Here is a 24,699-nt window from a genome sequence, read left to right as displayed (position 1 = left end):
ACGCACCAGCTATTTCAGCGCCCTCTTCCAAATTGCTGCTTCCATGAGCCCGACGTCATCCACAGGCGGCATTTTGCCGCGTGCCCTGCGCTATCTCTTTCGCACCCCATTATTGCTCTGGCACGCGCTGGTGGATTTGCCGATGGTGCTGCTACTGATTGCGCTAGGGCGCGGCGGCAAGCTCTCTCATGGCGCTATTCGCTGGTATGCAGGCAGCCTGTTGTGGATCTTCGGCATGCGCCTGCACCGTGAGGGGCAGCCACTGCGCGGCGGCACGTTGTTTGTGGCCAACCATGTGAGCTGGATCGACATCATGGTGCTGCTTTCGCAGCATATGATGGGGTTCATCGCGAAGTCAGAGATTCGTGGCTGGCCTGCACTTGGCTGGGCTGTTGCGCAGGCAGAAACAATCTTTCTGGAACGCGGCAACGGCGATTCACTGGAAAAAGTGATGCAGGAAATGGCGCAGCGGCTGCGCGAAGGGCGTGCTGTTGCGGCTTTTCCCGAGGGCGGCACGCGCAATGGCATCGCGCTTGGCACCTTTCATGCGCGCATTTTCACCGCCGCCGTAGAGGCGCAAGCACCCGTGCAGCCGGTGGCGCTGTGTTACGGCCCGCGCAGTAGCGCACAGGCGATCGTTGCATTTGCCAAACGCGAAAGCTTTATGGCGAATTTGTTTCGCCTATTGGGTGAGCCCGCAAGGCCGGTACGGGTGTGTTTCCTGCCGCCGATCCTTCCACAAGAGTTCAACGGCCGCCGCGGTATTGCGCAAACGGCGCAAGAGGGTGTGGCGCAGGCGATGGCCGCCGCCTAAGCGAACAGACCCATCGGCTGGAGCGTTCGAGATACCCTATAGGGATGCGAGCCACCCATATGCGAGACCGTGACGATGAAAATACGCAGTGATAGTTTTGCGCCGCGCCAACCGATCCCTGCTGAATTTGCATTGGGTGCCGACGGTGGCCATGCGTTTGGCGGTAACTGCAACCCGCATCTGGCGTGGAGCGAGGTGCCGGAAGGGGCGCGCTCTTTTGTGCTGCTCTGTATCGACACCGATGCGCCGACCGATGGCGCGCTGGTGGCCAATAGTGCCGTGCCTATTCCGGTGGAACACCCGCGCGGCGACTTCGTGCATTGGGTAGTGGCCAATATCCCGGCGAGCGTGCGCGACATTGCGGCGGGAAGCTGCAGCAGCGGGCTTACGGCCAAAGGCAAGGCACAGGGGCAGGATGCGGGTGGTCTTAGTGGCCTAAACGATTACACCGGTTGGTTTGCAGGTAATGCCGACATGGGCGGGCAGTATTTCGGCTACGACGGCCCTTACCCGCCTCCCCACGATTTACGCGTGCACCGCTATTTCTTCCGTGTGTTTGCATTGGATGCCGAAACCCTGCCCTTGCCCGCCGCCTTTACCGCTGCCGATGTGCTGCGCGCCATGCACGGGCATGTGCTGGGCGAAGCCTCGTTATACGGCACCTACAGCCTCCATGTAGCACGCTAAGACTCTGGTATGGAGCATTGGGCTGCCGCGCTGCTGTATTTTTTTGCATGGGCATTGGCACGCTTGCCGTGGCCGGTGCAGCGCGCATTGGCCGACACCATTGCGCGGCTTTGGCTGGCGCGTGATGCACGCGAGGCACGCGTCACACGGCGCAATTTGGAGATGATCCGCACCGACCTTGCTGGCAATGCACGCGAGGCAATGGTGGCCGAGATCCTGCGCACCACCGCCCGCCAGACCTTCGAAACACTGCGCCTATGGACGCGGCCTGCGCGGCGTAACGTAGCCGAGATCGCGGAGTTTCATGGTGAAGACCTATTCGACGCCGCGTTGGCCAGTGGCCGCGGCCTGATTGTGGCCGCGCCGCATATGGGCAATTGGGAATTATTGAATCAGTGGCTGGCGCATAAAACCCCGCTGGCGATTTTGTATCGCCCGCCGGAGTCAGCCGTGGGCGAGGCGTTTTTACGCCGTGTGCGCGCCAATGTGGAAGGCGAAGTGGAGCAAGTACGCGCCGAAGCCTCGGGCGTGCGCACCCTGCTCAAGCGCCTGCAAAAAGGCGGCGTGGTGGGCATTCTGCCGGATCAGCAGCCCAAGGCGGGGGAAGGTGAGTTTGCGCCGTTCTTCGGCAAGCAAGCGTTGACCATGACGCTGCTTGGGCGGCTGGCCAATCGCAGCGGCGCGCAGGTGCTGTTTTGCTGGTTTCAGCGCCTGCCCGGCAACGGTGCGCCGCGCTTTGCGCTGCACGTTGAAGCCGCACCCGAGGGCATTGCCGATGCAGATTCCAAAGTGGCAGTGGCAGCGCTCAATCGCGGTGTAGAGGCGGTGGCGCAGCGTGCGTTCTCCCAGTACCAGTGGACTTATAAGCGCTACACCCTACGTCCACCGGAGAGCGGTGAAGAAAACCCGTATTGGGATTTGTACCGATAGCAAGAGAATAAGGATTTAAGAAAATGACAAAGACGGTGTTGGTCGTTGGTGGCGCCGGTTATATCGGCTCGCATATGGTGAAGCGGCTGCGCCGTGAAGGGTTTAACGTGGCGGTGGCCGATGATCTGTCGTCCGGCCGACGTGCCGCGCTGCTGGGTGCGCCGCTGCATGTGGGCGATATCGGTGATGCGGGTTTTGTCGATACGCTGCTAGGTGAGATCAAGCCCGATGCGGTGATGCACTTTGCCAGCTTTATTCAAGTAGGCGAATCTGTCACTGACCCGTCCAAGTACTACCGCAACAATGTAACGGCCACCCAGGTCTTACTCGATGGCATGCGTGCGCATGGCATCAATAAATTTATTTTCTCTTCCACCGCAGCGATCTTCGGCGACCCGCAGTACGTGCCGATCGACGAGGCACACCCGAAGCAGCCGATTAACCCTTACGGCCGCAGCAAATGGTTTGTCGAGCAGATGCTGGAAGACTACGACCGCGCCTATGGGCTGAAGTCGGTCTGCCTGCGCTACTTCAATGCCGCAGGGGCCGATAGCGAGGGCGAGATCGGTGAGTGCCATGAACCGGAAACCCATCTGATCCCGCTGATCCTGCAGGTGGCCTCAAACCGCCGCCCGCATATCACCGTGTATGGCGAGGACTACGCCACCGCCGATGGCAGCTGCGTGCGCGATTACATCCACGTCGAAGACCTCGCCGAGGCGCACCTGCTGGCCCTGCAACAGCTGCTGCAGGACGCGCCGAGCGCGCGCTACAACCTCGGCAATGGCAATGGTTATTCGGTGCTGGAAGTGATCGACGCGGTGCGCCGGGTCACCGGCCATCCGATCCCGGTGGTGGTGGGGACGCGCCGCGAAGGCGATCCGCCGTCGCTGGTGGCCGATGCCCGCGCTGCACACACTGGGCTGGGTTGGCAGCCACGCTACGCTGAGCTTGACGCCATCGTCGCGCATGCGTGGGCGTGGGAGCAGCGGCACGCGCAGTGGGCGTCGCGCTAATGCGTGATATCCAGAAATAGCTGCTCGTAGCGCTGGTGCATCAGCTCGCGGCTGTGCCGAGTGAGCGCGGCGGCGCGTGCATGGGCGGCCATCTTTGCGGCGGCGTCGGGCTGGCGTATCAGGCGCTCGAGTGCGTCGGCCAGCGCCTCGGGGTTGGCCTCTGGTACCAGCAGCCCATCCTCGCCATCGGTGAGCACTTCGCGCACACCGGGTACGGCGCTGGCTACCACCGCGCAGCCAGCGGCCATGCCTTCTAGCAGCGCCAGCGGCATGCCTTCGTAATGGGTACTAAGTACACAAATTTGGTGGGCCAGCAAGCGCTGCGGTACGTCGCGCACCACGCCCAAGAAGCTAACGAGGTCTTGAATCTGCAGGCGTTCGGCCAACGCTTCCAGTGGCTTGCGGTGCAGCGTTTTGCCGCCACCTGCCAGCTGTAGGGGCACGTCAAGACCGCGCTGGCGCAGCAAGGCAATCGCGTGCAGCAAGCTGGCATGGTCTTTTTGTTTTGAATAACGCGCCACCATCACGATGCCGGGAATGCGTGCGGCAAAGGGATGCGCTTCTGCATCGCTAAAAAGGTCTAGGCGGATGCCGTTGGGGATCGCGATGGTGCGCTCGGGCGGCATCCCCATCTCTAAAAGCACTTGCCGCACACCTTCAGAGCAGCCGACGATGCGATCGGTGCGTTTGGCCAGCCAGCGCGTCTGCGCGCGCCGCCAGCGCGTATAGCGTTCGCGGGTATTGTGCTCAACGTGCACCAGATGCGGCACGTACGCGAGCAGGCCCGCGTAGCGGCCCCACAGGTGCTCGGAGAAGCCGTGCGCCACCAGCACATCGGGCTGAAATTCACGGCATAGCTTCACCAGCGCGACGATCGTTGCAAGGTGTGACCAGCCCGGCACCACGCGCAGTGGTACTCCCGCTTGCTCAAGCTCGGTGATGCGTGCCGCTGGCGTGCGCCGCTTGCGGCGTAGCACCAGCAGCGGTTCGATCTGGGTACTGTCGCGGGCGGCGTTGACCAGCTGGATCGCCACCTGCGTGGCGCCGCCGGAAAAACCGCCGGTGACAAAATGCAGCACGCGCACGCGGCGATGACTCATTGCAGCCAGCCACGTTTGACGAGGGCACTGCGTAAGCGCAGTGCACGCAGCCACCAGCCGCGGCGGCGACAGTCGGCCAGTACCGGGGCAATACCTTGCGGAAAGATCGCGGCCATGGCCGTGCGGCATTCGGCATCGAGTGCGGCATCGCTATGCGGCGTGCTGCGCGCGAGGTTGGCGAATGTGCGCAGACAGAAATAATCCGCGGCCATCTGGGTTTCCGCATTGAAGCGGTTGGCCATCATACGGAGGCCACTGGAAAGATCGTGCAGTGCGGCCAATAGATCGCGTGATTTCTTCGGCGTGGTCGTGGCCAAGATACTATCGCCGCGCTGGCGGTAGCCCACCCACGGTGCGGCAATATGGCGCCAGCTCTGGCTAGCGGCCAGCAGGCCTGGGATCGTGGGAATGTCTTCGAAATAACGCCCTTCGGGAAAAGGAGCTGCTTGCCAAACGGAGCGTTTGGCGATCTTCGACCAAGCGTGCAGTTGGCGGTGCCCTAAAAGGCCAACGGCGAGCGCATTGCGATCGTACGAAAGTGCTTCGCTGCGGCTAGGATGCGTGCGACGGTGCTGCTCACCACGCAGGCGGTGGCTGAGGCGTGGCTGCTCGCGCACAATGGCGAAATCACAAAGCACTAAATCCGGATCGTCTGAGCTAACGGCGGCGCGCAGGCCATCGATGGAGCCCGGCAGCAGAATATCGTCAGAATCTAAAAACCAGATATAACGCCCCTGCGCTTCGGCCAGCAATGTGTTGCGCGCGGCGGCAAGCCCGCGGTTATGCGCATGCTGCAATAAACGTAGCCGCTGCGGGTGCTGCGCTGCCAGTGCTTGCACCTTGGCCCAAGAATCATCGCTGCCCACATCATCCAGCAGCACGATTTCGATACCGGGGTCATGTAAGACTTGTTGCAGTACCGAGCGAACACAGTCTTCGATATAGGCAGAAACATTGTAAACCGGGATCAAGACGCTTAGCCAAGGAGCGTTTGCCATTTTAGTGTTGCTTCCGTGCGGTGGCTGATGGGGGCAAGCGATAGCGCTCGTTCAAATACGCCCAGCTGGGCCACAGCGCGTGCGCAAGTGCCAGCTCTGCGAGTGCGGGATTGCGTGCGGTGGGCGTCAGTGTTTCGTGGCCACGGTCGTATAAAAACTCTTTTGCGGGCGTATGCGGTTGCAGAATCAACAGTTGATCGCCTTGCAAATAACCAAAGGTATCGCCGTATTGCATGATGGCGCGGTTGGGGCTGCGCTGGGTGAGATCGCTGCCCAGCATGGGGTGCGTGCTATTGGTGCCCAGCACCGAAAGCAAGGTGGGGGCGAGGTCGATTTGGCTCACTAAGCGGTTGTCGCGGCGCGGCGTAATGCCTTCGCCCAAGATCAGTGCGGGAATATGAAAATGTTGCACGGGGATCAAGCTGGCGCCGGTGACGCGGGCATCGTGATCGGCCACCACCATAAACACGGTATTGCGCCAGTAAGGCGACTGCTTGGCGCGCTTGAAGAATTCACCAATAGCCCAGTCGGCGTAGCGCACGGTGTTATCCACGCTAGCCGCTTCGCCCTGCGCTTGAATGCGGCCTTGCGGATATTCCCACGGGGTATGGTTAGACACGCTAAACGCCATGGTAAACGTTGGCTGCGTACCGCCCTGCATCAGGCGGGCGTGCAGCTCGTTGAACATGTCTTCGTCGGAAGCGCCCCACGAGCCGATAAAGCCTGGCTTGGTTTGGAACTTCGGTAGGTCGATGACTTCATCAAAACCGTTGCCGAGAAAGAAGCCCTTCATATTGTCAAAATGCGCTTCGCCGCCATACACGAAGCGTGAGTGATAACCCTTGCGGCCCAGTAATTCGGCCAGTGTGAAAAATCCTTGCTGGCTGCGCGGTAGTTTGAGTACGGCTTCGGCAGGTGTGGGCAAAAATCCGGTACTGATGGCTTCAAGCCCGCGTACCGAGCGTGTGCCGGTGGCATACACGCGTTCGAACCACCAGCCGCCGCTGGCCAGCGCGTCGAGCTGCGGGGTGAGCCCGCGTCCACCAAGGCTGCCAACGTACTGCGCACCGAGGCTTTCTTCCACGATGATGACAAGATTGAGTGGCTGCGCTGGGTACGCGCTGGCGGTTTGCGTGTGCAGGCTGGGTAGGTTGGGGTCTAACGGTGCGCCTTCTAGCCCGGCGGCGTGGCGCACCAATGCCTGCATCTGTGCTTCAGGCATCGTGCCGTAGAGCGCAGCGGAGGAGCGCTCGTCCTGCATGCGATGGATGGCGTCGGCGAGTGTGTAGAGCGAGTTGAGCGGCAGTTGGTTGACCATGCCGTCATTGCCTACCGCCACCATGGCGGCGTTGAGCGGACGGTGCGCCAGCGTGCCGCGCCCGGCAAGAAAGGCGGCTAGGAAAATGACGATTGTGAGCGGCAACCGCCACAGCATGCCGATGCGTTGATCTTGGCGCTCAGCGTTGAACAGCGTCCAGCCCAGCCAGCCCAGAAGGCCGATGGCCACACTGCCCGCGGCGAGTACGATTTTGTAGCCATGCCAGAGCATGGCTGCAACTTCGTGCGGGTGGTTGAGGTATTCCACGAACATCCGGTTCGGGCGGGCGTCGTATTCGATGATGAATTGTGGCGTGGCCACTTCCATCAGCACCAAGATCAGCCACCAGAAACGGAACCAATAGGACGCGATGCGGGTCGCCAGAGGGCGATGCCCCAGCCAAGGCGAGAGCAGTAGCGGCCATGCACTGAGGATGGCGAGCAGGCTTAAGTCGATGCGCCAGCCACCCAGCAGCACCGGCCATAGCCCGCCTGCGGCCTGCACGCGTGGCCATTGCCATAGGCTAAAGCCGAGGCGGCTTAAGGTGAGTAGCAGTAATGAGGCAAGCAGGAAGCGAAGCGTGAGCCGCAGCATGGAGTGAAGTGCCTCGGGGTGTGAAGTCGGTTTAGCTGCGCATCATACGGGCAAGGCGTTACCGCTTCCTTAAACGGGCATAGAAAAACCCGTCGCGGCCGTCTTCACCCGGTAAACGCTGGTGGCCAAAGCCGGTGTTGTGGCCGAAGCGGGCATCGAGCGGTGAAAGTAGCGCCTCGGGTGTGCGTGCCAAGAAGGCTTCGATCTGCGCCCTGTTTTCCGCATGCAAGATGGAGCACGTGGCATACACCAGCGTGCCGCCGGGGGCGAGCAGTGGCCAGAGTGTGTCGAGCAGTTGCGCTTGAGTGATGGTGAGCGCGGTGATGTCGTCTTCGCGCCGGTGCAGCAGCACGTCGGGCTGGCGGCGCACGATGCCGGTAGCGCTGCAGGGGGCGTCGATCAAGAGGGCGTCGAAGGGCGTCCCATCCCACCATGCATTGGGTGTGGTGGCGTCGGCGCAGCGGGCGTCAATCTCCAAGCGCAGACGGGTGAAGCTGTCCTGCATACGGCGCACGCGGCGCGCATCCACGTCGAGCGCGGTGATCGCGGCGTGGGGGAAGCGTTCGGCCAGATGTGCAGCCTTGCCACCGGGTGCGGCGCAGGCGTCAAGGATGCGTGCGCCGGGAGCGAGCGTGAAGGCGTCGGCTACCGCCTGCGCGGCAGCGTCTTGCACCGACACCAGCCCCGCATCAAAGCCGGGCAGTTGTTGGGTCGGTACGGGTTGATGCAGGCACAGTGCGTCGGCTAGCGAGGGGTCAGTCTCTGCGGCGATGTCTGCACCGTGCAGCAGGGCTAGGTAGTCGCTGCGCTGGATCCAACGCGGGTTGACGCGCAGCCACATCGGCGGCGTTTGCGCGCTGGCGGTGAAAATGGCTTCGGCCTGCTGTGGCCAGTCGCGCTCGATCTGCTGCGCGAGCCACGCGGGCCATGCGGCCTTGGCGCTAGCAGGTGGCACACCCTCGCGCTGGGCGCGGCGCAGCAGGGCATTGACCATGCCAGCTTGATGCGTGCGTTTGATGGCGCGCGCAGCCTCCACGGTTTCCGACAACGCCGCGTGGGCGGGAAGACCTAGTTCCAGCTGCGCAAAACCCGCCAGCAGCAGGGCGCGCAAGTCGCCATCGCGTTGGCCCAGCGGCTTGCTGAGCCAGGTGTCGAGTGCGCGATTGAAGCGCGCACGCTGGCGTAGTGCGGTCAAAACAATGGCTTCGACCAAGGCGCGGTCGCGGCTATCGGGCAGGGTGGGCAGGGCTTGCCCAAGCGCGGCTTTCAGCGAGCGGCCACGATGCAGCACGTCATCGAGGGTACGCGCGGCGATCACGCGGGTGGTGACGCCGGAGCTGTTGCCCGTGGTCATGCCAGAAGGTCGCGGCGGGCGTTGCGGTAATCCTGCGCGCTGATCGGCTTGCCGCCCTCGCGCTGCAACTGCACGAGGCGCAGCACGCCCTGCCCACAGGCGATATCGATACCGTCGCGGCCAGCGCGCAGCACGCTACCGAGCGCGGCGCTGTGGGATTCATCTAAGGCACGAGCGGCGTGGATACGCACGCGCTCACCGGCCAGCATGGCCTCGGCCACCGGCCAAGGGTGAAAGGCGCGCACCTTGTTGGCCAGCTGCGGCGCAGGCAGCGACCAGTCGAGCTTGGCTTCGGCCTTGTCCAGCTTATGCGCATACGTCACGCCTTCGCTGGGCTGAGGGTGTGGCGGCAGGTGCACGGTGGCGCGCAACAGGCCCAGCCCGTCGGCCAGCACTTGCGCGCCGAGTTCCGAGAGCTTGTCGTGCAGCACACCGCCGGTGTCCTCAGGGCCAATGGCCAGCGACTGCGCCAGCAGTACCGGGCCGGTGTCGAGGCCTTTTTCCATCTGCATCAGGCAGACCCCGGTTTCGCGGTCGCCAGCTTCGATCGCGCGCTGGATCGGTGCCGCGCCGCGCCAGCGCGGCAGCAGCGAGGCGTGCACGTTCCAGCAACCGTGTTCGGGGATGTCCAGCACCGACTGCGGCAGCAGCAGGCCATAGGCCACCACCACCATCAAATCCGGTTTCAGCGCACGTAATGCCGCCTTGGATTCAGCGCTGCGGAAGTTTTCCGGCTGAAACACCGGAATGCCGCGCTGCACCGCCTCTAGCTTGACCGGCGAAGGCGTCAGCCCGCGTCCGCGCCCGGCCGGGCGGTCGGGCTGGGTATACACGCCCACCACCTCGGCCTTGGCGCAGGCGGCGCGTAGGCAGGGGACGGCGAACTCGGGGGTGCCAGCAAAAACGATGCGCATCGAAGTTTAGGCCGCGCGCTTGGCTTTCAGCAGTTTCTTGCGCACCATTTCGCGCTTGAGTGGGCTTAAATAATCCACAAACAGCTTGCCCAAAAGATGATCCATCTCGTGCTGGATACACACGGCCAGCAGGCCATCGGCATCCATTTTGAATGGCTGTCCGTGGCGGTCCAGCGCTTCCACCGTAATGGTATTGCTGCGGGTCACGTCGGCATAAATACCGGGCACGGAGAGGCAGCCCTCCTGATACACCTGTTCGCCGTCGCGAGCGGTAATCACCGGATTGACGAACACCAGTGGCCGACTATGCTCCTCAGTTACGTCAATCACCATAAAGCGCTTGTGTACGTCCACTTGGCTGGCGGCAAGGCCAATGCCAGGGGCTTCGTACATGGTGTGGAACATGTCGTCGATGAGGGTCTGAAACGCGGGTGTGGCAAGGTCGGCCGGGTCAACATCGGCCGCCTTGGTGCGCAGACGCGGGTCAGGAAATTCAAGAATAGGAAGCAGAGCCATGGCAAAATCCGGAAGCCAAACGGCCTTGGGAGGCCAGATGCAGGGAATTGTACCTCGGTCAAGCTGCACAAATGCTTGCCAGCCCCTACGGGTTGTGGGCTATATTGCGCAAGTCACAGGGGATTTTTGCCATATAGGGTGGGGAGATAGCAATCATGCTTGAACAAGTTTCCAAGCAAACGCGGGCTACCGCAGCGCGTCCGCGCGGGCTGCGCGTCATGCTCGCCGCAGCCCTGCTGACGGTCGCAACATACGCGGCCGCAGTGGAAATGCGCGGCGATCACCCCTCGACCTACGTGGTCAAGCGTGGCGATACGCTGTGGGATATTTCTGCAAAATTCTTGAAGAAGCCGTGGCTGTGGCCGGAAATCTGGCAGGCCAACCCGCAGATCAAGAACCCGCACTGGATCTATCCGGGCGATGTACTCAGTTTGGGGCATTTGGATCGCGTCGCGGTGCAACAGGGCGATCGCAATAACGCGAGCCCCATCAACGCAGTGCCGCTGAAAGAAGTAGAGCCGTTCCTGAAAGATACGCGGATCGTCGATAGCATCGACGACCTGCCCTACGTCGTCGGGCTGGAAGATAACCGTTTGCGCGCAACGCGCGGCCAAGTGGCCTATGTGCGTGGCTTAGAGGGTGTGACCCCTGGGCAGCGTTACATCGTGGTGCGCGCTGAGAAGCGCTACCGCATGGTGGAGCGCGCCGGGCTGTGCTGCGACCTGTTCCAAAGCGATGATCTCGACGCACGCGGCAAGCGCGGCCCGGACGACGGCACTCTGTGGAGCAATGTCGTATTTCCGAGCAAAAATAACGAGATTCTGGGTTATGAACTGATGACCCAAACCACCGGCACGATAACCCGTGGCGAAGTGGCGGGTATTCAGGCCAGCACCCTGCTGCTGGACGCGGAAGGCCGCGACGTGCGCGTAGGCGACCGCCTGCTGCCGGTGGAAGCGCAGACCTACGACTTACAATTCTTCCCGCATCCGCCGAAACAGCAGGCCAAGTACGGCCGCTTGACGATCATGGCGGTGTCCGATGGCTACAAGAGCGCGGGCACGCATAACGTCATCGCCATTTCCGGCGGCGCGCGCGAAGGCATCGACAATGGCACCGTGTTCTCCATCTGGAAGCGCGGCGACTCAACGGTGGATCACGTCAAGGGTGGTTTGGATAAGGATGAAAGCCTGACCCTGCACGAAAATAAAGTGCGCCTGCCGGATGAGTTCGCTGGCCATGCGATGGTGTTCCGCACCTTCAATAACGTCAGCTATGCGCTGGTAATGAGCAGCGTGAAGCCCGCACTGGTGGGCTACGAGCTGAAGCACCCGGATGCGCCCTACTGAGGCATACGGCGTTTTCTGACGCATGAACGCAACGGCACCTGAGGGTGCCGTTGTTGTTTCTGGATCATGCTGGCGGCATGCCAGTTTCTTCTGAACAAGAATCCCTTCTGCGCCTGCTGCATAGCGGTGCACCCGCGTCACTTTTGCGGAGGCTGCTCGATAGCCACGGCAGTGCCGATGCCGCCTGTGCGGCAGGCCAGCGCGACTGGGCCAGCCACGGGCTAAGTGCAGAGGCCTGTCGCCGCGTGCAGCAGCCCGAAGCGGCGGCGCTGGCGCAGGGGCTGTGCTGGCTGGAGGATGCTAACCATCACCTGATCGGCTGGCGCGAAGACAGCTACCCGCCGCTGCTGCGCCGGATTGCCGCGCCGCCGGTGATGTTATTCATTGCAGGCGACCCTGCTCTGCTATGGCGGCCCTCGGTGGCGGTGGTGGGCAGTCGTTCGGCCACACCGGGCGGCTGCGCCAATGCCGCGCAATTTTCTGAAGCACTGGCGCAGGCGGGGTTTTGCATTGCCAGCGGTTTGGCGGCCGGGGTCGATGCCGCCGCGCACGCGGCCACGTTGGATGCGGGTGGCGCAACCGTCGCGGTGATTGGGGCTGGGCCAGACGTGGTGTATCCGGCGCGCAACCGGCTGTTGCACGCGCAAATTGCGCAGCATGGGGCGGTGGTCTCCGAGCATCCACCCGGAACGCGCCCGCTGAAGCAGTTTTTTCCTAGCCGCAACCGCATCCTCGCCGGGCTAAGCCTTGCCACATTGGTGGTGGAGGCGGCGCAGCAGTCGGGCGCATTGATTACCGCGCGTTTAGCGGCCGATGCGGGGCGTGAGGTGTTCGCATTGCCGGGCTCGATCCACAACCCGATGGCGCGCGGTTGTCACCGTCTGCTGCGTGAAGGGGCGTGTTTGGTGGAGCAGCCACAGGAGGTAGTGGAGGCACTCGCGCCGCAGGTACAGGCGCTGGCAAGCGCACTGCGCGGCACGCTGGCGGCTTTGGAAGGCGCGCCTTGCGGCAAGGCAACACCGCCGCAGGCGTGGCTTCAGGACGATCCAGCGCATGCGGTTCTATGGCAGGCACTGGGGCACGACCCCAGCAGTATGGATGAACTGGTAGCGCGCACAGGTTTGACCGCAGCGGAGGTCTCGTCCATGCTGCTCACATTGGAACTGGAGGGCAAAGTCGCCCCGGCGCACGGCCGCTATAGCAGGCTTGGTGGCTAGGCGACGGCGCGGCGTTGATGCTGAAATTGCACGTTGTGCTTGACAGCAGGCCCCGTTCCATGATTCCACTATAAATAAGCGCCCGGGGCTTTTGCTCTGGGCGTTGGCTTCTTTGGTGGCCCTCACGCTACCTTCACCGTCTTACTGGAACCTGCGCTGTCATGGCTAAAAATCTGCTTATCGTCGAATCGCCCGCCAAGGCCAAGACGATCAACAAATACCTCGGCAAGGACTTCACCGTTCTCGCCAGCTATGGCCATGTGCGCGATTTGGTGCCGAAAGAAGGCGCGGTGGATCCGAATAATCATTTCGCGATGCGCTATGAAACCATCGAGAAAAATGAGCGTCATGTAGATGCGATTGCCAAAGCTGCGAAAGCCGCCGAGCATTTATATCTGGCCACCGACCCGGATCGTGAGGGCGAGGCGATCAGCTGGCATATCGCGGAGATCCTGAAAGAGCGCAAGCTGTTGGAAGGGCGTTCGCTGCAGCGCGTGGTGTTCACCGAAATTACCCCGCGCGCGATCAAAGAAGCGATGGCTCAGCCGCGCGCGATCGCATCGGATCTGGTCGATGCGCAGCAGGCGCGCCGCGCGCTGGATTACCTGGTGGGCTTCAACCTATCGCCGGTGCTGTGGCGCAAGATTAAAGCGGGCCTGTCGGCAGGCCGCGTGCAAAGCCCGGCGCTGCGCATGATCGTGGAGCGCGAAGAAGAAATCGAAGCGTTCAAGGCGCATGAATATTGGACGATCGAAGCCGAGTGCGCGCATCCGTCGCAGGCGTTCTCTGCCAAGCTCATCAAATTGGATGGGCAGAAATTTTCTACCGATACCGGGAAGTTGGAATTTAGCCTCACCGATGGCGCAAGTGCCGAGGCCGCGCGACTGCGCATCCAGCAGGCTGCGGCGGGCAAGCTGCACGTCACCGACGTCACCAGCAAAGAGCGCAAGCGCCGCCCAGCGCCGCCGTTCACCACTTCCACTCTGCAGCAAGAAGCCGCGCGCAAGCTGGGCTTCACCACCCGTAAAACCATGCAGGTGGCGCAGAAGCTCTACGAGGGCGTGGCGATTGGCGACGAAGGCACGGTAGGCCTGATCAGCTATATGCGTACCGACTCGGTGAACCTGTCGCAAGACGCGCTGGCCGAACTGCGTGATGTGATCGCGCGTGATTTCGGTACGGCGTCGCTACCGGACAAGCCCAACTTCTACCAAACCAAATCCAAGAACGCGCAGGAAGCGCACGAAGCCGTGCGTCCAACCTCAGCGCTGCGCACGCCCGGCCAAGTAGCGCGCTTTTTGAGCGACGACGAGCGCAAGCTCTACGAGTTGATTTGGAAGCGGACCGTGGCCTGCCAGATGATCCCCGCCACGCTCAATACAGTGTCGGTGGAATTGGCGGCAGGCAGCGCGCACGCGTTCCGCGCCAGTGGCACCACGGTGGTGGTACCTGGCTTTCTGGCTGTGTACGAAGAAGGCAAAGACAGCAAGGGCAAAGACGACGACGATGAAGGCCGTAAGCTGCCGGTCATGAAGCTGGGTGATAACGTGCCGCTGGATCGCATCCACGCCGATCAGCACTTCACCCAACCGCCACCGCGCTTCACCGAAGCTTCGTTAGTGAAGGCGCTGGAGGAATTCGGTATCGGCCGGCCCTCCACCTATGCGGCGATCATCCAAACCCTGCTCGGCAAACAGTACGCGCTGCTGGAAGGGCGTGCGTTTAAGCCCACCGATATTGGCCGCGCGGTGAGCAAGTTTTTGTCGAACCACTTCACCAAGTATGTGGATTACGACTTCACCGCGAATCTCGAAGATGAGCTAGATGCGGTAAGTCGTGGCGAAGAAAATTGGGTTCCCTTGATGGAGAAATTCTGGGGGCCGTTCAAAGAACTGGTGGACGATAAAAAAGAATCGCTGGATAAGGCCGATGCGGGCAGCGTGCGCGTGCTGGGTAATGACCCGGACAGTGGGCGGCCGGTGAGCGCGCGCATTGGCCGGTTCGGCCCGCTGGTGCAAATTGGCACGGTGGAAGACGAAGAAAAACCGCGTTTTGCTTCGTTGCGCCCGGGGCAGAGCATCTACAGCATCAGCCTTCCCGAAGCGCTGAAATTATTTGAGATGCCACGGCAATTGGGCGCCGATAGTAATGGCGAGGCGATTAGCGTGGGCATTGGCCGCTTTGGCCCGTTTGCCAAGCGCGGCAGCACCTATGCCTCGCTGAAAAAAGAAGACGATCCGTACACCATCGAGCTGGCACGGGCGATTTTTTTGATCGAAGAAAAAGAAGAAATCGCGCGCAACCGCATCATCAAGGAATGGGCGGGGCACGATGTGCAGGTGCTCAATGGGCGCTTTGGCCCGTATCTGTCTGACGGCAAACTCAACGGTAAAATTCCGAAAGATCGCGAGCCTGCATCGCTGAGCCTAGAGGAAGCGCTGCAGCTGCTGGAGACCACCGGTAAGCCCGCGCGTAAGGGGTTTGGTGCGAAGAAGGCGGCCAAGAAAGCCCCGGCCAAGAAGGCTGCAGTGAAGAAAGCGCCAGCCGAAAAAGTGGCGAAGAAAACGGTGGCCAAAAAGGCCGCGACGAAGAAAGCACCTGCGAAGAAGACCGTTGCAAAGAAGGCTGCTGTTAAGAAAGCCGCCGTCAAAAAAGCCACACGTGAGGACGCACCGTTCTAAGCATGACTGAGCACGACACGCTAGCGGAAGCACTTGCTGCGTTGCGCCGTGGCGGCCTGATCGCCTATCCCACCGAAGGTGTGTGGGGCTTAGGGTGCGATCCTTGGAATGAAGCGGCAGTGCTGCGTCTGCTGGCGCTCAAACAGCGCGATGTGGCCAAGGGGCTCATTCTGATCGCCTCCACCGAGGCGCAGCTTACCCCCTTCATCGACACCGCCGCACTCACCGCCGAACGACTGGCCGAAGTCCACGCCAGTTGGCCGGGGCCGAATACGTGGGTCGTTCCTGCGGCCGAAGCCGCACCGCGCTGGATCAGCGGCGCGCACACCAGTATCGCCGTGCGCGTCACCGCGCACCCGCAGGTCATTGCGCTGTGCGATGGCTTTGGCGGTGCGCTGGTATCCACCAGTGCCAATATCGGCGGCGAACCTTCGCCGCGCACGCGCGCTGAACTCGATCCACGCATCGTGGCAGGGGTGGATGTCGTGACAGCCGGAGAGACCTTAGGTCGCCAGCAACCCAGTACGATTCGCGATGCGCTGAGCGGGAAGACGCTGCGCTAAAAAAATTTTCAAAAACCTATTGCTGCGTTGCACAAAGTGTGATTAATTCAATTTGTGCACTGCGTCAAGCGGGGGAGTGAACGCCACGCAGTGTTCCCTTCTCTTTTGACACGGATCACGACGATGCGGCCTAGCCCAACGCGGGGATTACACGACCCTGCAAGTGAACATGATGCCTGTGGTTTTGGCCTGATCGCCCAAGTCAAAGGGGCGCCTTCAAGAAAAATGATGGATGACGCGCTAACCGCGCTGTCGCGTATGGCGCATCGCGGCGGGGTGGCGGCCGATGGCTTGTCGGGTGATGGCTGTGGGGTGTTGATCCACGGCGCAGACGGGTTTATACGCACGCTGGCCAGTGAGGCGGGCGTGGCGTTAAACGGGAAATTGGCGGCGGCGGGCATGATCTTTCTGCCGCAGGCCGCCGATGCAGCAACGCACTGTCGCACCGTGCTGGAGCAAGCGTTAGCGCGTGCTGGGCTACGCGTAGCAGGATGGCGCGTGGTGCCGGTGGAGCCATCGGTGTGCGGGCAATTGGCGCAGGCCAGCATGCCGCGCGTCGAACAAATTTTTGTTGAGAGCGAAGCAGGAGAAGAGAACGTCGATGCGTTCGAACGTGCGCTGTTTCTTGCCCGCAAGCAGGCCGAACAGGCGCTGCACACACAGCCCGAGTTCTATGTGCCGAGCCTGTCGGCGCGGCTGCTGGCCTACAAGGGTATGGTGCTACCGAAGTATTTAGCGCAGCTGTTTCCGGATCTGGCCCGCACCGAACTCGCCGCGCGCGTGGTGGTGTTTCACCAGCGCTTTTCCACCAATACCCAGCCGCGCTGGCCGCTGGCGCATCCGTTTCGGCGGCTGGCGCATAACGGTGAGATCAATAGCATCGAGGGCAACCGCCGCTGGGCGCAGGCGCGCAAGAACGTGTGGCGGTCCGAACTGCTCGATGTGTCCGAATTCGATGAAGTGGTGTCGATGCACGGCAGCGATTCACAATCGCTGGACAACGCGCTGGAATGGCTGCTGTTAGGCGGCATGGACCTACCCAAGGCGATGCGCATTTTGATGCCGCCCGCCACGCAATCACTGGAATACAAAGACACCGATCTCGCTGCGTTTTATGAGTACTACGCGATCAACTCCGAGCCGTGGGACGGCCCGGCGGGTGTGGTCACCTGCGATGGCAAGCATGCGGCCTGCACGCTGGACCGCAACGGCCTGCGCCCGGCGCGTTGGACGCTCACCGACGAAGACGTGTTCATCATCGCATCGGAAGCGGGCGTACTCGACGTCGCACCGGAGCGCGTGGTGGCCAAGGGTAAGCTCGGCCCCGGCGAAATGATCGCGGTCGATCTTGTGGGCGAACGCTTGCTCGATAGCGACGCGATCGATGCGCTCAACCGCACGCGCGCACCGTACAAGCAATGGCTCAAGCAGGGCATGACCTATCTGCACACCGAGTTGATCGACCCGGCGCTGTGCGAGGAGCCTTTCAGTGACGAAGTCTTGCTGGGCTTTCAGCGGCGCTTCCAGCTCACCCGCGACGAGCAGGAGCGCGTGCTGCGGCCGTTGGCGGAACTGGAGCAAGAAGCCATCGGCTCGATGGGCGATGACATCCCCATGGCCGCGATCAGCCAGCGTGTGCGCCCGCTGTACGATTGTTTCCGGCAAGCATTTGCGCAGGTCACCAACCCGCCCATCGACCCGCTGCGCGAAGCTTGCGTGATGACGTTGTCCACCCAGATCGGGCGCGAGGGCAATCTCTTTTACGACGGCCCCAGCAATGTGGACCATGTGCTGCTGAACTCGCCGGTGCTGTCGCAGCGCAAACTGCGCCAGCTCTTGGCCAGTGAGCGTCTGCACGATGCCAATGTGTTGATTGATCTCTACCATGGCCCGGACGAATCGCTGGAGCAGGCGCTGGAGCGCATCTGCGGCGAGGCCGAGCAGGCGGTGCGTAACGGCGTCGAGCTATTGCTGCTGAGTGACCGCTATCCACGCCCCGGTACGGCGGCGGTGCATGCGCTACTGGCCACCGGTGCGGTGCATCAGCATCTGCTGAAAACGGGGCTGCGCTGCGCGGTCAATCTTGTGATTGAAACCGGCACCGTGCGTGACCCGCACCACTTCGCTTGTTTGATTGGCTTCGGCGCAACGGCGGTGTATCCGTATCTGGCCTATCAAACCCTGCATGCGCTGGGGCGGCACGGCATTTTGGGCGGTAAGACCAACGGCGAGCCGGTGCAGATCGGGCGCAGCTACCGGCGCGGGATCAAAAAAGGCCTGCTCAAAATTTTGTCGAAGATGGGCATTGGCAGCGTGGCCAGCTATCGCGGCGCTGGGTTGTTTGAAATTGTCGGTTTGGATCATGACGTGGTAGCGCGCTGCTTTGCCGGGACGCCGTCGCGGATTGGTGGCGCAGGTTTTGCACGGCTGGAAGCCGATGCTTGGCAGCTGGCCGAGCAGGCGTGGGACGACACGGCGGTGCAGGAAATGGGCGGGTTGCACCACTACGTCAACGGTGCCGAATACCACCAGTACAACCCCGAGGTGGTGCAGTCGCTGCAGCGCGCAGTGCTCACTGGCGAGCGTGCGGATTGGAGGGTGTACACCGACCACGTCAACCTGCGCCCCGCCGCCGCACTACGCGATCTGTTATCGATCAAGCCAGCGGCCGCGCCCATCCCACTAGAAGAGGTGGAATCGGTGGCCTCCATCGTGCGCCGCTTCGATAGCGCGGCGATGAGTCTCGGTGCGCTATCGCCGGAAGCACACGAAGCGCTCGCCATTGCCATGAATCGCCTTGGCGGGCGTAGCAATTCCGGTGAAGGCGGCGAAGACCCGGCACGTTACGGCACCGACAAGCGCAGCAAGATCAAGCAGGTTGCCTCAGGCCGCTTTGGCGTCACCCCTGAGTATTTGAATAGCGCGGAAGTGCTGCAGATCAAGCTGGCGCAGGGGGCCAAGCCCGGCGAGGGCGGCCAGCTGCCGGGCAGCAAGGTCAACCCGATGATTGCGCGGTTGCGCTACGCCAAGCCCGGTATCGGCCTAATTTCGCCACCGCCACATCATGATATTTATTCCATTGAAGATTTGGCCCAGCTGATTTTTGACCTGCGCCAAGTGAACCCCGATGCACTGATCTCGGTGAAGCTGGTGAGCCATGCGGGTGTGGGGACGATTGCGGCGGGCGTGGCCAAAACTGGCGCAGATCTCATCACCATCTCGGGTCACGACGGTGGCACCGGTGCCAGCCCGATCGGCTCGATCCGCTATGCCGGTGTGCCGTGGGAGTTAGGCCTTGCTGAGGCGCGGCAGGCGCTGCAAGCCAACGATCTGCGTGGGCGCGTGCTGCTGCAAACCGACGGCGGCTTAAAGACCGGATTGGATGTGATCAAGGCGGCGCTGCTGGGTGCAGATAGCTTCGGCTTCGGCACCGCGCCGATGATCGTGCTGGGCTGCAAATACCTGCGCATTTGCCACCTCAATAATTGCGCCACTGGCATGGCCACTCAAGACGAGCGCCTGCGCCGCAACGCGTTTAAAGGTATGCCGGAGCGGGTGGAATGCTTTTTCCGCAATATCGCCGAAGACGTGCGCGAGTATCTCGCCCAGCTTGGCTTGCGCACATTGGATGAAGCGGTGGGGCGCACGGAGTTATTGGAACAAACCCTGCGTGCGACGCGCGAGGATGTCGATGTCGATCTCTCGCGCCTGCTCGCGCAGGACGATGCCAGTGCACGCAGCTATTGCGGCACTCCGGCGCTGCAAGCACCGCCGGATGGCCTCGCCGCGCAGTTAGATGCCGCGCTGGGCGCGGTTATTTTGGCCGACAAGGGCGGCACGTTCGAGGGCGTGATCCATAACACCGACCGCAGCATTGGCACCCGCTTGTCGGGGCAGATCGCGCGTGTGCACGGCAATGTCGGCATGAGTGAACACCCCATCGACGTGCGCTTGCGCGGCAGTGCCGGGCAGAGTTTCGGCGCGTTCAACGCCGGTGGGCTGCAGCTGCACCTCACCGGCGAGGCTAACGACTACGTCGGCAAGGGCATGGCCGGGGGGCGCATCGTGCTGCAACCGCCCGCAGGCAGTCGCTTTGCTTCACAGAATGCGCCGATCCTTGGCAACACCTGTTTGTATGGCGCCACCGGCGGCGAGCTATACGCCGCAGGCCGCGCCGGGGAACGCTTTGGCGTGCGCAACTCCGGCGCGACGGCGGTGATCGAAGGCGCGGGCGATCACTGCTGCGAATACATGACCGGCGGCGCGGTGGTGGTGTTGGGGCGCATCGGCCTCAACTTCGGTGCGGGCTTCACGGGCGGCCTCGCTTATGTGCTGGATATGGAACGGGATTTTGTTGACCACTACAACCACGAATTGATCGACATTGCACGCATCACTGCAGAAGGCTTGGACGGTTACCGCCAGCATTTAACCGATTTGATTGACGCGCACGCGCGGCTCACAGGCAGCGCGTGGAGCGCGCAAATTCGCGACAACTTCCGCGATTTCGTCGGCAAATTTTGGTTGGTGAAACCCAAGGCGGCAAGTCTGGAAGCCTTGGTCTATGAGCTGAAGAGGGCGGCGTAATGAGCAAGAAGAATTTGTTCCAATACCTCGACAGCGCACGTGAAATGCCCACCAAGGTGTCGCTGGCGCAGCGCACCGCAGGCAGCTTCGACGAGCTCTACGGCCGCTTTGCTGAAGCCGAGGCGAAGCATCAGGCCGGGCGCTGTTTGGACTGCGGCAACCCGTACTGCCAAACCGGCTGCCCGGTGCACAACTACATTCCCAATTGGCTGGAGCTGGTGCAGCAGGGGCGGGTGATCGAAGCGGCGGAGCTGTGCCATGAAACCAATCCGCTGCCGGAAATGTGCGGCCGAGTCTGCCCGCAAGACCGCCTGTGCGAAGGTGCCTGCACGCTCAACGAAGACTTCGGTGCGGTGACCATTGGCGCGGTGGAGAAATACATCACCGACACCGCCTTCGCCCAAGGCTGGCGGCCGGACTTGTCGAAGGTGCAGCCTACTGGCAAGCGCGTCGCGGTAATCGGTGCCGGGCCTGCGGGGTTGGCCTGCGCCGATCGCCTCGCACGCAGCGGCATCGCCGCCGTGGTGTTTGATCGCTACGAACAAATCGGTGGCCTGCTGCAGTTCGGCATCCCCAGCTTCAAGCTCGACAAATCGGTCATCGCCACCCGCCGCGCAGTGTTAGAAGGCATGGGCGTGGAGTTTCGACTGGGTGTGGATGTGGGGCGTGACGTGTCGATTGAGCAATTGCTCGTCGAATTCGATGCAGTCTTTGCCGGGTTCGGTGCATACCGTTACACCGATGGCGGCCTGCCTGGTCAAGACCAGCGCGGCGTGCTACCTGCTCTGCCGTTCCTGGTGCAGAACGGGCGCATCGTGACTGGCCGCGATCCGCAAGGGCAACCGATCGCCGGCTGGGAAGACCATCTGGAACTGCCCGATTTGCGCGGTAAACAGGTAGTGGTATTGGGCGGTGGCGATACCGGCATGGACTGCGTGCGCAGTGCCATTCGCCTAGGCGCAGCGAAAGTGACCTGCGCTTATCGTCGTGACGAAGCCAATATGCCGGGCTCGGCGCGCGAGGTTGGCAATGCACGCGAGGAAGGCGTGCAGTTCCTATTCAATCGCCAACCGTTGGAAATCTTGGGTGATGATTCAGGCGTGCGCGCAGTGAAATTGGTTGAAACTCAGCTGGGCGCACCCGATGCCAATGGCCGCCGCAATGCAGTGGCGATTGCAGGCAGCGAATCGGAGCTGGAAGCCGATGTCGTTATCATCGCGTTCGGCTTTAACCCGCAAGCACCGACCTGGTTAGAGGCGTTGGGAGTGCAGCTGCAGAGCAATGGCCGGGTGGTGGTGGGAGGCAATGGCCGCCTGCCCTATCAAACCCATCATGAAAAACTCTTCGCCGGTGGCGACTGCGTGCGCGGTGCGGACTTGGTGGTAACTGCAGTGCAGGAAGGCCGCGACGCCGCCGTCAGCATCGCGCGCGCGCTGCGTGGGATCAAGGCGTTTTCGGCGCGATTGAGCACGGAATAACGGCGACCGCAGGAGACGCGTTACCCTAGGCACAGTAGAGCGCAGTATGTGAGCTGTGCGCGTTGCTGGATGAGGGTGTCGAAATGCGATGGTGTTGGCTGCTATGGGGGCTACTGGCGTGTCCTGCGCTGGCGCAGGAGGTGGTGTTCTTTAAGTGCACCGACGCCAGTGGCCATGTCACCATGCAAAACGATAAACCTTGCGCCGCTGGGATGAAGCAAGAAATCCGGCGCGTAGGGGAAGTAAAAACCATACCCGTACCGACCGCCAAGCCTAAGCCTGTCGAAGCACCCGCAGCGCCGCCGCAGTACGGTGAATTTATTCAAGTAGGCGGGCCTAAGCCGGTGCGTAAACCGATAGCAGAAGCCGCCGGTCGGCCGTTGCCGCCTGCGCTGTATCAGTGCAGCACATGGCAGGGCGATACTTATTACGGTGAGACCGACGCGCCGCCGCCGCGCTGCATGCCGTTACCGCTGCGCGGCATTAATGGCGGGACGTCAGCAGTAAATGCCAGTGCTTGTGAAGTGAAACACGATCAGTGCACGGCGATCCCAGAAAGCCAGTTATGCGACGCGTGGTACCGCCGCCTCGATGAAGCAGAGTTCAAGCTGCGCTACACCAACGAAGCACAACGGCACGAGCGCCAGCAGGCGCGTGATCGTATTGCCGAAGAAATTCAACATAGCCGCTGCGCAATTGAAGCCACGAAAGACGTTACGGACAAGAAAACTTCAGGCAAGCTGCCTTAAGCTGATGGCTGGGTCGAAGTGATGAGCGCAAATGGATAGTGGCGGTCTAGAACTGGCGTTGGTGTTTCTGTTGGCCGCCGTACTGGCGGTGCCGCTGTTCAAACGCTTTGGCTTTGGTGCCATCCTCGCCTACCTAACTGCTGGCGTGCTGCTGGGGCCGCACGAACTGGCGCTGGTGCGCGATCCAAGCAAGGTGCTGGCGGCCAGTGAAATTGGCGTGGTCATGCTGTTGTTTGTCATTGGTTTAGAGCTTTCGCTACCGCGTTTGAAAGTCATGCGCCGGCAAATTTTCGTGACCGGCGGCCTGCAGGTTGTGCTGTCGGGAGCGATTCTGGGCGCGGCGGCGTTGGCGACGGGCCTAGGTGCCAAAGCGTCGATCGTAGTGGGGCTTGGGTTGGCCCTATCGTCCACCGCAGTGGGCCTGCAACTGCTGGCCGAGCGCAAAGAATTAGCGGCCGATCATGGGCGTTTGGCGTTCGCTATTTTGCTGTTTCAAGACCTCGCAGCAATTCCCCTGCTGGCGGCGATTCCGCTGCTGGGCAAAGCTAAAAACGTAGGGCTGGGTTGGGATGAAGTGATTCAGGCGGTGCTGGCCATCGCCATTTTAGTGATCGGCGGTCGCTACGTGCTGCGGCATTTGTTCCGCGCCATCGCCCGCACCGATTTGCCCGAAGTGTTTACCGGTGCCGCCCTGCTGGTGGTCTTAGGCAGCGCGTGGATGATGCAGCAAGTGGGGTTGAGCGCGGGTCTTGGTGCGTTTCTAGCGGGGGTGCTGTTGGCCGAATCCGAATACCGGCATGAGCTTGAGGCGCAGATCAAACCGTTTGAAGGCCTGCTGCTAGGGCTGTTCTTTATGGCCGTGGGTATGGGCATCGACGTGCAGCGGGTGCTGCGCGAACCGCTGCTGATCGTGGGCGGCGTTGCCGTGTTGATGCTGGTTAAAACGGCGGTGCTGTTTGTACTTGGCTTGCGGCCGGGCAAGCTGGTGGCGCGTAGCGCGTTCTTGCTTTCTGGCGTGCTGGCGCTGGGCGGCGAGTTTTCATTCGTGGTGTTTGGTGAAGCCGCTAGGGTGCATTTGATCAATGCCGCAACCCGGGATCGCTTGATTGCGATTGTGGGTTTATCCATGGCACTGACGCCCATCTTATTGATGCTGGCCGGAAAGCTATTTCCACGAAAAGATGTCAAGCAAACGCCGAACTACGACAAAATTACCGATGACCGCCACCCGCAGGTATTGGTCGCGGGGTTTGGTCGCTTTGGCCAGATCGTGGCGCGTTTGCTGCGCGCGCAAGGGGTTCCGTATATCGCGATCGACCCCGATATCGAGCAGGTCAACCTGTCGCGACGAATGAGCACCGATCAAATCTATTACGGTGATCCAACGCGAATGGCCCTGTTGCGCTCGGCTGGAGCGGCGCGGGTCAAAGTATTTGTCGTGGCCATCAACGGTGTGGAAGCCAGTCTGCGGATGGTGCGTTTGGTGCGTAAACACTATCCACAGGCGCGTGTATTTGCGCGCGCGCGTGATCGCCAGCATGCGTGGCAATTGGTGGACCTAGGCGCTACGGCGCTGCGTGAAACCTATGGCAGCAGTCTTGAAATGGGGCGCGAAGTGTTGATTGCATTGGGAATGGAACGCGCCCAAGCAGAAGAGCATGCCAAGCGATTTCGTGAATGGGACGAAGCCTTGCTTGAATCGCAGCGGATGCTGCAAGACGATGAGGATGCCTTGCTGCAAGCCACCCGCGATGCGCGGCGCGAGTTGGATACCCTGTTTGAGGCAGACGCCACACAAGACAAGCGCCAGGTACCAGGGGCACCGAGCGCTTGA

Annotated in this window: 18 protein-coding genes; 12 read left to right on the top strand and 6 right to left on the bottom strand. The window is 61.8% G+C overall.

Features of this window, described 5'->3' with window-relative positions; all coding sequences use genetic code 11:
- Positions 1-43: 43 nt before the first annotated feature.
- The 4 genes from KUL77_RS03220 (at position 44) to galE (ending at position 3,447) form a co-directional block, all read left to right on the top strand.
- Entirely contained in the window at positions 44-814 is a 771-nt protein-coding gene (locus KUL77_RS03220; RefSeq protein WP_297143553.1) for a lysophospholipid acyltransferase family protein, read from the top strand.
- Positions 815-889: 75 nt separating this feature from the next.
- Positions 890-1,501, top strand: coding sequence for a YbhB/YbcL family Raf kinase inhibitor-like protein (locus KUL77_RS03215; RefSeq protein WP_297143550.1), 612 nt, complete (start codon positions 890-892; stop codon positions 1,499-1,501).
- A 9-nt stretch (positions 1,502-1,510) separates the two neighbouring features.
- On the top strand, positions 1,511-2,431 hold the full coding sequence (locus tag KUL77_RS03210; RefSeq protein ID WP_297143548.1) for a lauroyl acyltransferase: 921 nt from the start codon (positions 1,511-1,513) through the stop codon (positions 2,429-2,431).
- A gap of 23 nt (positions 2,432-2,454) precedes the next feature.
- Positions 2,455-3,447: a UDP-glucose 4-epimerase GalE gene (gene galE, locus KUL77_RS03205; RefSeq protein ID WP_297143545.1), complete on the top strand. Its 993-nt coding sequence runs from the start codon at positions 2,455-2,457 to the stop codon at positions 3,445-3,447.
- On the opposite strand, the gene KUL77_RS03200 is transcribed toward galE, so the two are convergent.
- From KUL77_RS03200 to def, 6 genes are read right to left on the bottom strand one after another with little or no spacing between them, the layout of a single operon-like run.
- The gene (locus KUL77_RS03200) at positions 3,444-4,547 is read right to left on the bottom strand and encodes a glycosyltransferase (protein WP_297143543.1); all 1,104 of its coding nucleotides are present in this window, start codon (positions 4,545-4,547) and stop codon (positions 3,444-3,446) included. The genes galE and KUL77_RS03200 overlap by 4 nt on opposite strands.
- A complete protein-coding gene (locus KUL77_RS03195) occupies positions 4,544-5,545 on the bottom strand; it encodes a glycosyltransferase family 2 protein (RefSeq protein ID WP_297143539.1) in 1,002 nt (333 codons plus the stop codon). The genes KUL77_RS03200 and KUL77_RS03195 overlap by 4 nt, the downstream gene beginning before the upstream one ends.
- 1 nt (position 5,546) lies before the next feature.
- Positions 5,547-7,457, bottom strand: coding sequence for an LTA synthase family protein (locus KUL77_RS03190; protein ID WP_297143536.1), 1,911 nt, complete (start codon positions 7,455-7,457; stop codon positions 5,547-5,549).
- Positions 7,458-7,515: 58 nt separating this feature from the next.
- Positions 7,516-8,811, bottom strand: coding sequence for a 16S rRNA (cytosine(967)-C(5))-methyltransferase RsmB (gene rsmB, locus KUL77_RS03185; protein WP_297143533.1), 1,296 nt, complete (start codon positions 8,809-8,811; stop codon positions 7,516-7,518).
- The gene (gene fmt, locus KUL77_RS03180) at positions 8,808-9,725 is read right to left on the bottom strand and encodes a methionyl-tRNA formyltransferase (RefSeq protein WP_297143531.1); all 918 of its coding nucleotides are present in this window, start codon (positions 9,723-9,725) and stop codon (positions 8,808-8,810) included. Before fmt ends, rsmB begins: the two co-directional genes overlap by 4 nt.
- A gap of 6 nt (positions 9,726-9,731) precedes the next feature.
- A complete protein-coding gene (def, locus tag KUL77_RS03175) occupies positions 9,732-10,241 on the bottom strand; it encodes a peptide deformylase (RefSeq protein ID WP_297143529.1) in 510 nt (169 codons plus the stop codon).
- A 155-nt stretch (positions 10,242-10,396) separates the two neighbouring features.
- Between def and KUL77_RS03170 the strand changes: the two genes are divergently transcribed.
- From KUL77_RS03170 to KUL77_RS03135, 8 genes are all read left to right on the top strand, one after another.
- Positions 10,397-11,590, top strand: coding sequence for a LysM peptidoglycan-binding domain-containing protein (locus tag KUL77_RS03170; protein WP_297143525.1), 1,194 nt, complete (start codon positions 10,397-10,399; stop codon positions 11,588-11,590).
- Between the two features lie 77 nt (positions 11,591-11,667).
- A complete protein-coding gene (gene dprA / locus KUL77_RS03165; protein WP_297143522.1) occupies positions 11,668-12,807 on the top strand; it encodes a DNA-processing protein DprA in 1,140 nt (379 codons plus the stop codon).
- A 161-nt stretch (positions 12,808-12,968) separates the two neighbouring features.
- Positions 12,969-15,488: a DNA topoisomerase I gene (locus KUL77_RS03160; protein WP_297143519.1), complete on the top strand. Its 2,520-nt coding sequence runs from the start codon at positions 12,969-12,971 to the stop codon at positions 15,486-15,488.
- Between the two features lie 2 nt (positions 15,489-15,490).
- Positions 15,491-16,051, top strand: coding sequence for a Sua5/YciO/YrdC/YwlC family protein (locus KUL77_RS03155; protein WP_297143516.1), 561 nt, complete (start codon positions 15,491-15,493; stop codon positions 16,049-16,051).
- 123 nt (positions 16,052-16,174) lie between these two features.
- Positions 16,175-20,638, top strand: a complete 4,464-nt coding sequence (gene gltB / locus KUL77_RS03150; protein WP_297143513.1) for a glutamate synthase large subunit — start codon at positions 16,175-16,177, stop codon at positions 20,636-20,638.
- On the top strand, positions 20,638-22,116 hold the full coding sequence (locus KUL77_RS03145) for an FAD-dependent oxidoreductase (RefSeq protein ID WP_297143510.1): 1,479 nt from the start codon (positions 20,638-20,640) through the stop codon (positions 22,114-22,116). Before gltB ends, KUL77_RS03145 begins: the two co-directional genes overlap by 1 nt.
- Before the next feature lie 83 nt (positions 22,117-22,199).
- Positions 22,200-22,865 (top strand): DUF4124 domain-containing protein, encoded by a 666-nt coding sequence (locus KUL77_RS03140; RefSeq protein WP_297143507.1) that lies wholly within the window; start codon positions 22,200-22,202, stop codon positions 22,863-22,865.
- Positions 22,866-22,896: 31 nt separating this feature from the next.
- Positions 22,897-24,699, top strand: a complete 1,803-nt coding sequence (locus KUL77_RS03135) for a monovalent cation:proton antiporter-2 (CPA2) family protein (protein ID WP_297143504.1) — start codon at positions 22,897-22,899, stop codon at positions 24,697-24,699.

Source organism: Thermomonas sp., from assembly GCF_019104945.1.
Taxonomy (GTDB): domain Bacteria; phylum Pseudomonadota; class Gammaproteobacteria; order Xanthomonadales; family Xanthomonadaceae; genus Thermomonas.
This window is presented reverse-complemented; position numbering and strand designations above follow the sequence as displayed.